Here is a 13329-nt window from a genome sequence, read left to right as displayed (position 1 = left end):
GAATGTGATTTTCAAAGTACTGCACAATATCCTGTGTCTGCTTTTGAATAATTTCTAAGCGTTGGACAAAATCAGTCGTTATTTTTGAAGATAATTGATCAAAAGACAGGCGATGTTTGTCGATATTCTGTTCAAACACATGGCCAATTTCTTTGCTCTGATCTTGGATTTTTTGAAGTCTATTCTGTAACTCTAAAACAAAATCCTGGCTAGCCGTCTGATAATCGTCTCGACTACCTTGGATAGAGGCTTTCACTTTTTGAGAAAGTTCGAGCGTTTGCTTCTCTATATCCTGTAAATTCTGATAAAAATTATCAGACATTTGAGTGTAGAAAGAGGCAAGCGTGTTTTGACTGACCTGTATTTGCTCAGCAAGCTTGTCTGAAATGCGCGTGGCATATTCATTTACTTCGCCTAGACGCGCCGTCATATTAAAAGAAAGATGCCCCGCCAAATCATCCAAAGCGGCTCGGCTATTCCGAATTCTCTCATCAAGAAGATCAGCCATTTTTACAATCTGGCGATCAGATTCCTGCATTCTTTCGGTAATTAAATGTTCGATTTTATTGCCAAAGGCGGCAACAGCCTGAGCGCTGACCTCAAGACGGCCATCAATTTTTGTATCCAGATAGCTGAGATGCTCAATTTCTGTTGCCAAATTTTTGGCAGCCATAACGGTAGCGTTCTCAACCTTGGGAGCCAGAGAATTTAACGTTTGCAGGTGCGATAATAAAGAATCTACTTTTTCGGAAGTCGATTGATAAGAATCCTGCAACTGCTTGGTTAAATTTTCAGATTCTTTTCTGGCTTCGGGGAGAGAATCCAACAAAGGCCCGAGACTTTCACGGGCTTTATCCGTCGCTTCTGTCAAACGATCGGTATGGCGTTGCAGGCCAACGGCTTCAGCCCGCATGTTCATGCCAATATCCGCTAGGCGTTCAGAAGATTGCTCCCCTACTTTTAGGAGCTGGTCAGCTTGAGCCGCTAAAATTTTCTGATTATTTTCTACCTTGGCGCTGAGTTGCCGAATGGTCTCATCAAGAGCATCTGTTTCTTTCCTGACAGAAGAAACCATGCGGCTAAATCGGTGCGATTCCTGATAACTGAAAGGCCGAAATATCAGATAAGCGATACCAATGATCGAGATAGGCCCGCTTACTATAGTTAAATATTGTCCAATATTATCAAAAGAAAGAAGATTTGTTTCAATAGCAGTAACAATGAAGGCCGCAAAGATGATACCGAAAATAGCTAAAATGATTTTAGGAAGAAGGCTCTTTGATCTGATCGCTGGCAGAGTATTTTCTGCCATCTTGCTTGATTCTTGAGAAATTTGTGCTGTTTCTGGTTGCGCTATCTCTTTATCTTGAGCCTCGGATTCTTTTTTTTGTTCGATACCAGCCAGTTCTGCTAACTGTTGCTGTCGACGATATATTTCCCGCAGTCTAGCTGCGCCATCAACCCCTATTGCCATAGAGTCGACAGTATCAATTTTAAATTAAAGCGAATAGCCCCTATACTTCCTATTTAATGGATTAGAAAAAATACTTTTCCAAAAATATTGGCGAATTTGTAAAGCAAAATAATCTGATTTATAGTTGCGCTTTGGAATTCCGCACCTAACTTTCAAAAATATTTAATTCTGGCGGTATTTTATAGTGAATCCTAACGCAGAGGCGACCATCAATAAAAAGACAAACCGAGACGGCAGGATTCCAAAGCCTAGCGCTCTTATTGATGTTAGCAACCAATCCCCCAATTCTGTGGGAGAAAATATCTCCTTTTTCCCTATCGTCGGAATAGCTTTAATTGAATATCAAATTCGGACAGTGGCAGAAGCAGGTATTGATCATGTTGTCTTATGGACAGAAGATCTTTTTTCTGAAGACAACGAAGAGGATAATTCTGCCCTAGAGACTAAGGCGCATTTTAATTTCCAGCTTGTTAATGTGATTGAACGGCTTCGCAAAGAAGCTATTCATCTGTCTTTGATTCATGGTCGCCAAGAATTGTCAGTGGCTTTTTCAGATAATCAGTCTGTCCTGTTACTAGAGGGAGACTGTTTACCTTCTGTCCATTTAGTAGAGACCCTAATCAGGAATAATGCCCCTACCCTTTTAACCATAGAAGATGGAATATCTTCCCAAGAATTTGAACGGATTGACGCCTCCGAAAGATGGGGAGGCATTGCCCTTGTTGAAGGGTCAATTATTAGAGAGGCACAAAATATTCCCGATGATTGGGATCTTATCCTGACTATCATGCGTCAGACGATGCAATCTGGCTGCAAAAGAATTACGATTAAAGACCCCTTTAATGGCAATGATTTCATTTTTAAAATCACAAAAAACAAAAGCAATGCCTTTATTTCAAATAAAATACACCAATCGACAAGAAATAAATGCGATAAAAACATTTTTTACAAGGAAATTTTTTCAAAAATAATAGAGAAAAATATAAATTTATTCACAAAAAATAGAAATATTTATTTATATTTATTAGTAACTACATTTGTTTTTATATTTTCATCATTACTTTTTTCGTCAACAAATATGCCCATATTGTCAGTATTATCACTGATTTTATCGGGATTATCAGGATATGGATGTCATCGAATAAATGAAATGCAATTAAATGCAGGAAGAAAAAAACAGAGAAAATTGATATATTATAGCCGTCGAATGGGGGCATCTCTGGCACTTATTTGTAGTAGCTACTATATAAGCAAACATGTAGGCTGGGGAATATTTCCGTTAGATATAATCATTATTCTTGCTAATATTTCAGCCTATCAAGATAATAATTATTGCAAGAAATTATCACCAGAGGATGATGGTAATCATTATCTTTATTTTGAATATATACTGTGGATTATCTTACCCTTTACCCTTCTTTCAAAATATAATGTCTCTTTTGTTTTATGTGGTCTTATTCTGTTAGCCGCATTATCCATTGTAAATTATGGATTCTCGACCAAAAAACTTCAGAAAATTTTGGCGAAGATATAATTGAGCAGGCTAGCTCTAAAATTATCTTAACCTAATTTTAGGTTTTCACTGTTAGATTAAAGATAAGAATTACTTTTTCTGAAAAGAAAATATCTTTTTTTGGCTGGCAATGATTATCTGTCGTTAACGGCCATCCGTTATGGTTGGCATTTATGGTAGCAGAAAAACATAAAAAAGAAACACAACCATCCCTGATAGACTACGCCCGAGATGCGTTAATTCATGAGAGAAAAAGAAAAAAGCAGATTTATGAAGATTTGCTCATTCCGACTTCGCTTCGATTAAATGAAATTGAACGCTATCATATTATAAAAATATTTGAGCATATCACGATTGCAGCAGAAAATGAGATCAGGCTGTATTTGGTTGATCTTTTAGAGGATGATGCCCCTCTTTCTGTTATTATGATTTTGAATGATCCAACCAAGCATTTAACTTTAGAATGGCTTTCTGACAGTATTTTACTGCGAGATCAGGCTTTTGTTGCCATGCTTATTCGCCGTATGCGAACGTATTTTCTGCAGAAAAATTGCCATAAGATACAATACAATAAATCGCCCAAAAATTCGGATATTATAGACAGTTTAATTGGCGAGATGGATGCTGATATTGCCTTATCAGCGATGGTTCTACTGATTGCAGAAAGTCGCCAAATAAGCCATTTAAACAACCCTATTTTATCAAGAACAGATCTATCCGCTGAACTGCAATATAAACTGTTATGGTGGGTAGCTGCCTGTTTAAGAAGCTGTTTATTGGAAACCCAATTATCAGAAGAACAGGTAGATCAAGCTCTATCCAAGGCAGTGAGACAAGCCTTAACACAATATGATGAAGGCAGCACATTAGAAGCCAGAGCCTTAAAATTGGCGCGTCATTTACATAAATACAGAAAACTCTCGGATGAGTTTATTCTGCAAGCCACAATGGATGGACATACAGCCTTGATGGTAGCGGCCTTGGCCATTCGGTCAGGAGTCAATCATCATTATATTTGGGATATAGTCTTGAATGAGGATGAAAGTCCTCTTTTGCTTTTGTTAAAAGCGATCGGGATGCCCCGACAGGTAGCGGTCAGCCTTGCTTTTCAATTGACCGGACATAGTCTTGATAACCATCAAATAGCTGAAAAAGTAAAAGCCTTTGAGGCTCTAAGCCAATCTGATGCAGATAAAGCCTTAGCCTTGTGGAGATTAGATGAATGTTACCGTGAATCAATTTGTGAAATAGAAAACCGATATAAGACAGCTAGAGAGAAAAAAGCATATATCGCTAGCCCTGATTTTTTCCAGCAGGATTGCCTTTGATGACAGTAGAGATAGCCTCGAACCAGATTTCGGATAAAGAAAAAGGGACTGCTATTGTTGATAGTGAAGATAAGTTGGTCAGAGTTGACAAGCTTATTGAAGAACTGCAAATCGGCAAGAGCAGCGCTCTTCATAAAATAATCCATCTGGCAAGACGACTGCAAACAAAAATCTCTCGGCGCGTCCTACTGAAAAATAACGATACAAATTTTGATCTATGGGTCGATGCTTACCCTAAAGATGATGGGTCAGTCCTGATCGAAGTAGAACATTATCACCAAGAAGATCTGCCTGAAAAAGAGCAAGATATCAGCCATAATCAGTCTTCTTTTCAGGAAGTTGACGAGAAAATTGAATCTTCAGTTTTGCCGGAAAATGAGGATCCAGAAATTGAAAATTGGAAATGGCAGGTTGATGCCGAATTAAATTTAACCCGTTTTCCTACGGCGTTAGCTGATCAAATTGGAATAGATTCCCAAATCTATTTAAAGAAGCCTTTTGCGCGGCTTTTTAAATTAGAAACCGATGAAGAAGGGCGTTTCCCTATTATGGAAGCCTTGGCTAATCATCATGATTTTTCGGCGCAACCAGCCAAAATCACTAATAAGGGCCCTGCTATATGGTTGTCTGGCCGCCCTATCTTTGATGCATCGGAAAGATTTAAAGGCTTTTCTGGAAATATTACGCTCGCCTCTTCTGCACTGGAAGAAGGCCTGTTGGTAGAGACAACCACAGAAAACAAAATTAAATTACATTTACCCAATCGAATTGACCATAGTTTCAAACCGTCCATTCATCGCATTATCGAAGATGCGGATAAAATCTATTCACAGAATGATGGATATTTACATAGTAGTTATGTTCGATATGCGGCCGATATTACAACGGCTAGTCAGCATTTAATGATGTTGATTGATGATCTGGGGGATTTACAGGAATTAGAGAATACCGGTTTTCGTGTCGAACCACAGCCTGTTGATTTAAGTGAAATTGCAAAGCAGGCGATCGCACTCCATAGCTGGAAAATCCAAAATCAGGATATCAAGATTGATATTCCTAAATCGGGAGAAAGCGTTGTTGCTTATGCCGATGCCCATAGGGTTATGCAGATATTGTTAAACCTTATCAGCAACGCTTTAAGATATTCCCCAGAGCAGGCCAGTATCTGGATCAGAGTGGAGCAGGATGAGGATAAAGCCTATATTACAATCGCAGATCAAGGAAAAGGGATCGCGGCAGAAGATCAACGGCGTATTTTTGAAAAATTTGAACGCTTGAATCCCCAAGATAGCAATGGCGCCGGTTTAGGCCTTTTTATATCGCGAGAACTGGCTCATGCTATGCAAGGGGATATTGTTGTGGATAGTGCGCTTGGTCAAGGCGCACGTTTTACCCTTATTTTACCGCTGCTGTGATCAACGGTTTTCAATATTAACATAATCCCGCGTAGAGACACCTGTGTAGATTTGTCTCGGGCGACCGATTTTTTGTTCGGGATCGGTAATCATTTCATTCCATTGAGCCATCCATCCCGCGGTTCTGGCCAAGGCAAACAAAGCGGTGAACATGGAAGTTGGGAAGCCGATAGCGGATAAGATTAAGCCTGAATAGAAATCAACATTGGGATAAAGTTTCCTCTCGATAAAATAGGAATCTTTTCGAGCGATTTCTTCTAAGGCGCGAGCCGTGTCAAATATTGGATTATTGGCACCTGTTTTATCCAAAATCGCGGCAGCTGTTTTAGCCAGAACACGAGCCCGAGGATCATAATTTTTATAGAGGCGATGTCCAAAGCCCATAAGGCGGAAGGGATCATTGCGGTCTTTGGCACGATCAATGAAATGAGGAATATTTTCAGGCGTGCCGATTTCTTTCAGCATAGCCAATGTTGCTTCATTGGCGCCGCCATGCGATGGCCCCCATAAACAGGCAATGCCAGCCGCAATACAAGCATAAGGGTTAGCCCCTGAAGAACCAGCCAAACGAACTGTTGATGTCGAAGCATTTTGTTCATGATCGGCATGTAGAATAAAGATTTTATTCAAGGCTGATTCAATTAACGGATCGACATGATACGGTTCCGCAGGAACACTGAAAGTCATCCGAAGGAAATTACCAACATAGCTTAGGCTATTATCCGGATAGACGAAGGGTTGCCCTACTGAATATTTATACGCCATTGCCGCAATAGTCGGCAATTTAGCTAGCAAACGATGACAAGAAGCCATTCTTTGCACGGGGTCATGAATATGGATTGCCTCTGGATAAAAGGCCGATAAGGCACCAACAACCCCACAAAGAACAGCCATAGGATGGGCATCCCGCCGGAAGCCCCGATAAAAAGCGGAAAGCTGCTCATTAACCATCGTATGATGGGTAATTACATCTGAAAAAGTAGAAAAATCATCGGCTTTTGGGAGCTCGCCATGTAACAGGAGATAGGCGACTTCGGGAAAGCTCGATTTTTCTGCTAATTGCTCAATAGGATATCCTCGATAAAGCAAAATGCCTTTTTCGCCATCGACATAAGTAATCTTTGACTGGCAGCTTGCCGTCGACAGAAAGCCCGGATCATAGGCCAGAGCGCCGCTCTGGCTATGAAGCTGACGGATATCAATTCCTAATGTGCCTGCCGTGCTTTGTCGCACGGGGAAACGATACTCTTCGTTATTTAGGCCAATAATCGCTTCATTAGGAGAGCTCATGTAACTACGTATCCTATTCTCTATTCTTATTATCCTTTTGAATGGGCATAAGAAATAGTCTTAAAATTTAATAACACGCCCCCCTATCCTTCCAAGAGGTCTAGTATCCTGATTTTAAAAGGAAAGGGAGGGTGTTTTTATTTTATTAGCTATGTGTGGGTGACAAGGATAACTGATCGTCCAAACGAGCTAGACTTTCGTCCTGTCCTAAAAGAATCATGACATCAAAAATTCCCGGAGAAACCGTCCGTCCCGTTAAGGCCGCCCGCAAAGGTTGCGCCACCTTACCCATTTTTAAATCAGCTTGTTCAGCGACATCGTGAAGCGCTTTTTCAAGGCTTTCACTATCCCATGCAGGAAGATCACCAAGCGTTTTTCTTAAAATGGCAAGCAAGCTACCGCTTGTATTTTCAAGCTGTTTGGCGGCTTTTTCTTCCAACTTCAAAGGGCGTTTTTCAAAGAGAAACAGGCTATTTTCCGCTAACTCGTTCAAATTTTTAGCACGCGATTTTAAGAAAGGCATCGCCTGTAACAGTAAAGCCTGCTCTGAAGAAGAAAGAGCATGCTCAAGCGTTTTTTCAACGCGCGGTTTTACCAGATCCGTTAACCGCTGATCATCAGCCTCACGGATATAATGACCATTGATATTTTCGAGTTTTTTGAAGTCGAAACGAGAAGGTGACCGACCAACAGAAGTCAAATCAAACCATTCGATGGCCTGTTCACGAGTAATAATTTCGTCATCACCATGTCCCCAGCCAAGGCGGAGAAGGTAATTACAAATAGCTTCAGGAAGATAGCCAAAATCATCACGATAGGCTTCAACACCTAAGGCACCATGACGCTTGGAAAGTTTTGCACCATCAGCCCCGTGAATAAGTGGGATATGAGCGTATTGTGGCGCGTCCCAGTTCATTGCCCGAATAATACCTAATTGGCGGAAGGTATTATTAAGATGATCGTCCCCCCGAATGACATGGTTAACGCCCATATCATGATCATCGACAACAACCGCCAGCATATAGGTGGGCGTTCCGTCCGAACGAAGCAGAATCATATCATCCAATTCTGCATTTTTGACGGTAACATCCCCTTGCACCAAGTCATGAAGCGTGGTTTCGCCTTCTTGATCGGCCTTTAAGCGCACAACATAGGGAGCACCGGCAGGCGCTTCGGATGGGTCACGATCACGCCAGCGACCATCATACCGTTGGGGCTGTTTTTTGGCGCGCTGTTCGGCACGCATCGCTTCCAATTCTTCGGCAGTTGCAAAGCATTTATAGGCTTTGCCAGCCTTGAGAAGTTCTTCAGCTACTTCTGTATGACGAGGGGCGCGTTCAAACTGATAGGTAATATCGCCATCCCAATCGAGACCGAGCCAGCGCATACCATCAATGATAGCGTCAATCGCTTCTTTGGTAGAACGGACACGATCGGTGTCTTCTATTCTAAGCTGAAACTGGCCGCCATTATGGCGAGCAAAAAGCCAGTTGAATAAAGCAGTGCGAGCGCCACCGATATGTAAAAAGCCGGTCGGCGACGGCGCAAAGCGGGTAACAACGGACGGATTTTTAGCTGGACCTGCGCTCATGCGCTACACTCCTGAAATAGATAAACCGGCTGATTGAATAGCGGTTATGATAAGAAAATTTAAATAATGATTGTCCGTAAAACATTTAGGGTATTAACGGCAATATCTGCGTGAAGCTTTCTTCAAGATTTAAGTCTTGGTTTTTATGCGCCTTTAGCATGGATATGAAAAGGAATGAAACGTCTGAGCCTCCGGTTTCTCGATCGGGTGAGAGTAAAAGCAGACAAGGTTAGAAGAAAGGTTTCTTCTTTCGATATTTGGCTGGAAGAGAAACTGGAGCAAGAAAGAGATCAGTTACCGTTATGGTTGCCGATCGCCTTTGGAAGTGGAATTCTTTTATGGTTTACGATTCCTGATATTTCGGGATGGGTAGGTTGTGGTTGTTTGTTACTGGCCTTGGCGTTGGGCGCGTGGCTTTGGTCGGGTGAGAAAAGAGCAGCGAAGGCTGTCTTAATTATGGCGGTAGCGGCTTTTTTAGGCATGGTTGATATCAGCTTTAGGGCTTATAATGTCGCACCGATAGCACCCCGAAAATGGGGCGTTTTTGATATCCGTGGACAAATCCTTCAAAGTGAATACCAGCCATCCCGAAAACGGATGCGTTTGGTTGTCGCAGTGCCTATTTTTGAAGGTGGTTTTTTATCACCACCCTCGTCACAATCACTCTCATTTATATCACCATTATCCCCGTCCTTGCCGCTATTCTCAAAAAAAGTGAGGCGTTATCAGGCTTCTTTCACATCTTTTTTGTTTATGGCTCCAGTTACTCAGCATGCCTTTTTTAGGCCTTCGCCTGTGGCATCGCTTTCATCCCTGTTTTTACCGGAAAGATCGCCCTTTCGCTTTTTGAAAGGAAAATCCCCTGCCCGACCATCCGTAATGCGCGTCAGAATATCGGTTAATGATCGCTTTGATTTTTCGGGTCTCGAAGCGGGGGCGCGGATTTCTGTCAGAGCTAAGCTAACGGCACCTATGCCCGCCCAGATTCCGGCTGGTTATGATTATGCCGAGATTGCGTGGTTTCAGGGTATTTCAGGAACAGGGCATGCCTTGGATCAACCTGTTATTCTTGAAAAGCCGGTTTTGTCCGGTTTTTCTTTGTTGATGGCCTCTATTCACCAAAAATTGACCCGCCATATCATTGCCAAAGTCGGCGAAAAATCTGGCGGCATTGCAGCTGCCTTTGTGACTAATGATATCGGATCTATCAGCGAGAGCGATACGGTTGCGATGCGAAAAGCCGGATTGACGCATTTATTATCAGTCGGTGGAATGCATATCGGCGTTGTGATCGCGGCGGTGATGTTCATCACCATTAGAATTTTGGCTTTGTCACCTTATTTTGTGCTTCATTTTCCGTTGAGAATAATCGCGGCTTGTAACGCCGCTTTCGTCGGGATGATTTATACCTTTGTCGCGGGCTGTGAAATTCCAACGGTTCGGTCGATGCTGACCGCCTTTTTTATTCTTTTTGGGATGATGATTGGCCGAAAGGCTATGAGTTTGAGGCTGGTCGCGGCGGCAGCGATGCTCATTTTATTCATCCAGCCGGAAAATATTTTATCCCCGAGTTTTCAATTAAGCTTTGCCGCAGTCGGCACGGTCATTGCCTTGGCAGAAGTCCCGATCATGTCTATTTTTGGTGACAGACGTGAAGTCGGATGGTTGAAAAAAACGGCTTTTATTATCGCAGAAATCATCATTGGCGGCATGATGGTCGAAGCCGTGGTGTCACCTATTACCCTCTACCATTTTCACCAATCCGGTTTTTACGGGGCGTTAGCTAATATTCTGGCTATTCCCTTGACGACCTTCGTGACCATTCCAGCAGAGGGCTTGGCATTACTGACTGATCTGATCGGTTGTTCTGCACCTTTTTGGTGGGTGGCCGATCAATCCATTCGCTTGTTGCTTGCGATTGCCCATTATGTCGCCGCTCTACCCATGGCGGGTTTTATGCTGCCAATGATCGGGGCTTGGTTATGCCTTTTTATGATGGCTGGCTGGTTGTGGTTGGGATTGTGGAAAACGTCATGGCGTTTATGGGGTGTTATGCCTTTGGTCTTGGGTGTGATCGTGATTATCCTCAATCCGAGGCCAGATTGGGTCATCAGCCGAGACGGCAAGACAATCGCTTTTAAGACCGATAATCCGAAGCATCCTTATCAATTTGTTTGGCCTGAAAAGGATAGTTATAGTCAGGATCAAATCGCGAATTTGATTGGCTTTGACCCAGAGGAAGAAAAACGGCTTTTCGGGAAAAATCTTTGTCAGAAGGGATTTTGTGCAATCGCCTTGGCGCAGCAGCATTATCATTTTCTGGCGATAAAAGGTAAAGCGGCGGGCTTAACGCCTGAAGAATGTAGCCGGAATGATTGGGTCGTCAGTTCGGGATATCTCCCTGCGTCATGCCACCCCAAGATGATGAAAATAGACCGCTGTGTTTTAGCGGAAAGGGGTGGATTGGTTTTTTATGGAAAGTCGGTCTTTTTAAGAAGGCCGAGGATGGTTGCGGGTTATTCAATGAATGATCGGCACCCTTGGATGCGAGGAATGGAGATGCGGGGGTGTAAAAAAAATTTAAACAGAAATGGCTAACATTATTATAGAATACAGATTATCTTCCATTATAAAAATGGAGAAATAAGTGGCTCGCCCAAGAGTGTTTGTAAGTTCGACTTACTATGATTTGAAATATATTCGAGCCTCTTTAGAAGGCTTTATTGAATCTCTTGGGTTTGAAGCGATCCTCTTTGAAAGAGGCAATATCCCTTTCCATTCTGATACTCCATTAGACCAATCTTGTTATCATGAAGTAGAAAATGCAGATATATTTGTTCTGATAGTTGGGGGCAGATATGGTTCGCCTACAAGCGACTCCCATCATACAACTGGCCAGCCACTTGAAGGACATCTAAGCATCACTCGACGAGAATTTAACTCGGCACAAGAAAGAGATATCCCTACTTTTATTCTAGTAGATAACGCAGTTAGGTCAGAACATTACACCTATTTACAAAATAAAAATAACAAAGATATTAAGTATGCTCATGTTGATAATGTAGCAGTATTTCATTTTTTAGATGAAATACTCGAAAAAGGACAAAATAACCCTGTCTATAATTTTGAAAAAGTAACTGAAATTGAATCTTGGCTGCGAGAGCAATGGGCTGGTCTATTTCGAGATTTGCTAAGATCAAAATCACAGCAACAGCAATTATCAGCTTTAAATATACAAATTCGTGAACTTCAATTAGCCAATGAGACTCTAAAAAATTACCTTGAAGCGGTTGTTAGAAAAGTAGATCCGAATAACTCCGACGAGATCGTTAAGATCGAAAAACAAAAAGCTGAAGAAAATAAGAAAAATTTAGAATTACAAAAAAATAATTTTATTATATATCTAATGGAACATTTTTCTCTAAAAGAAGAAGATATAAAATCCCTTGTAGAGAATCCTAGTGATATCCAAGAATTAATTTCATTGATGAATACTTTTATAGATAAAAATCACTCTATTGATGATTTCAAAGAAACAATGCTTCGACCAATGCCTCAAATACTGTATAATAAAGCGAGAGAAACTTTAGGAAAGCCCCTTATCGATTTTTAATTATATTAATAAAACCGTAAAATAAAATATTTTTGCTGGAGAAAATGTATGATGAGGAGGCGGGAGGTTTTGGCTTTGGGGACAGCTGGGACGGCAGTTCTGTTTCCATCTATTCTTTGTCAAGCAGTCTGGGGCAAACGACCTATTCCGGCTAAAAAGTCTGTCATAGCAAAAGACGGCGGAAGGTCTATCACTGCGGGAAGCTCTGTCACTATAGAGGAGATTGCGCTTGAATATGAGCAGGCAACGGGCGGGCATGTTGGGATTTATGCCCAGAATATAGCAACGGGAAAAAGCCTTGCTTGGCGGGCGAATGAACGCTTTCTTATGTGCAGCAGCTTTAAGGTTTCTCTTGTGGCTTCTGTCTTGCTGCGTTGTGACCGAGGGCAAGACAGCCTTGAGCGGATTATTTCTTATAAGCCTGAAGATATTGGGGATTTATACGCGCCTTTTGCCAAGGCGCATCTTGATAAAGCCGAGATGTCGGTTGCCGAACTCTGTCAGGGAGCGATTGAACAAAGCGACAATTTTTGTGCCAATAAACTGTTGGAACGCAGTGGTGGGGCTTTGGCTTTGACAGCCTTTTGGCGGCAGTTGGGGGATAATCAAAGTCGGTTAGATCATATCGAGCCGTTTTTAAACGAAACGCCTTATGGTGGCATAGAAAATACCACAACACCCATAGCTATGGCGCGCAATTTGCAAAAAATGCTTTTGGGTTCCCTATTATCACCTTCTTCTCGAGATCGGTTGGTCGGTTGGATGGTAAGATGCCAGACCGGCGGTCAACGGTTACGGGCAGGATTGCCCAAAAGCTGGGTTATCGCGGACAAGACCGGCACCAATGGTCATGATGCCGCCAGTGATATTGCCATTCTTTGGCCTCAACCGGATAAGCCCGTTATTATCTCTGTTTATGTTTGGGGTGGAACGCCTACAAAAGATCAACTTCTCGGTCTATTTTCTAAAGTAGCCCATTATGGTGCAGCCGAGCTTCTACAAACGGAAAGTTAAAAATTTTTCCTAGAAAAAGCGGCTTTACTAGGTTCTGTTGACAAAGGGTATAATTTAAGATTTTTAGAGATAAGTTGAGAACAAGTTTTTG

8 protein-coding genes and 1 pseudogene are annotated in these 13329 nt (G+C 42.0%); 6 read left to right on the top strand and 3 right to left on the bottom strand.

All coding sequences use genetic code 11. The features are described from left to right. A pseudogene (locus LDL18_RS04490) lies at positions 1-1474 on the bottom strand (hypothetical protein); the annotation flags it as partial. A 184-nt stretch (positions 1475-1658) separates the two neighbouring features. Between LDL18_RS04490 and LDL18_RS04485 the strand changes: the two are divergent. The 3 genes from LDL18_RS04485 (at position 1659) to LDL18_RS04475 (ending at position 5730) form a co-directional block, all read left to right on the top strand. Beyond that, positions 1659-3008: a hypothetical protein gene (locus LDL18_RS04485; protein WP_296507189.1), complete on the top strand. Its 1350-nt coding sequence runs from the start codon at positions 1659-1661 to the stop codon at positions 3006-3008. 152 nt (positions 3009-3160) lie between these two features. Beyond that, complete coding sequence (locus LDL18_RS04480; RefSeq protein ID WP_296507187.1) at positions 3161-4315, top strand: DUF2336 domain-containing protein; 1155 nt, start codon at positions 3161-3163, stop codon at positions 4313-4315. Beyond that, positions 4315-5730 (top strand): HAMP domain-containing sensor histidine kinase, encoded by a 1416-nt coding sequence (locus LDL18_RS04475; RefSeq protein ID WP_296507186.1) that lies wholly within the window; start codon positions 4315-4317, stop codon positions 5728-5730. The genes LDL18_RS04480 and LDL18_RS04475 overlap by 1 nt, the downstream gene beginning before the upstream one ends. Here LDL18_RS04475 and LDL18_RS04470 read toward each other — a convergent pair whose 3' ends face one another. Together LDL18_RS04470 and gltX are read right to left on the bottom strand one after the other, a co-directional pair. Continuing rightward, the gene (locus tag LDL18_RS04470; RefSeq protein WP_296507184.1) at positions 5731-7020 is read right to left on the bottom strand and encodes a citrate synthase; all 1290 of its coding nucleotides are present in this window, start codon (positions 7018-7020) and stop codon (positions 5731-5733) included. A 145-nt stretch (positions 7021-7165) separates the two neighbouring features. Beyond that, on the bottom strand, positions 7166-8611 hold the full coding sequence (gltX, locus tag LDL18_RS04465) for a glutamate--tRNA ligase (RefSeq protein ID WP_296507182.1): 1446 nt from the start codon (positions 8609-8611) through the stop codon (positions 7166-7168). A gap of 174 nt (positions 8612-8785) precedes the next feature. On the opposite strand from gltX, the gene LDL18_RS04460 reads away from it, so the two are divergent. The 3 genes from LDL18_RS04460 to bla all read left to right on the top strand — a co-directional run bounded on the left by LDL18_RS04460 (position 8786) and on the right by bla (position 13238). After that, the gene (locus LDL18_RS04460; RefSeq protein ID WP_296507180.1) at positions 8786-11209 is read left to right on the top strand and encodes a ComEC/Rec2 family competence protein; all 2424 of its coding nucleotides are present in this window, start codon (positions 8786-8788) and stop codon (positions 11207-11209) included. A gap of 49 nt (positions 11210-11258) precedes the next feature. Beyond that, on the top strand, positions 11259-12224 hold the full coding sequence (locus tag LDL18_RS04455) for a DUF4062 domain-containing protein (RefSeq protein WP_296507178.1): 966 nt from the start codon (positions 11259-11261) through the stop codon (positions 12222-12224). Positions 12225-12293: 69 nt separating this feature from the next. Then, a complete protein-coding gene (gene bla / locus LDL18_RS04450; RefSeq protein WP_296507176.1) occupies positions 12294-13238 on the top strand; it encodes a class A beta-lactamase in 945 nt (314 codons plus the stop codon). The last annotated feature ends 91 nt before the right edge of the window (positions 13239-13329 follow it).

The sequence above is a fragment of the Zymomonas sp. genome, assembly GCF_020216885.1.
GTDB lineage: Bacteria > Pseudomonadota > Alphaproteobacteria > Sphingomonadales > Sphingomonadaceae > Zymomonas.
The sequence above is the reverse complement of the archived record's forward strand: the minus strand, read 5'-3'. Positions and strand labels throughout refer to the sequence as shown.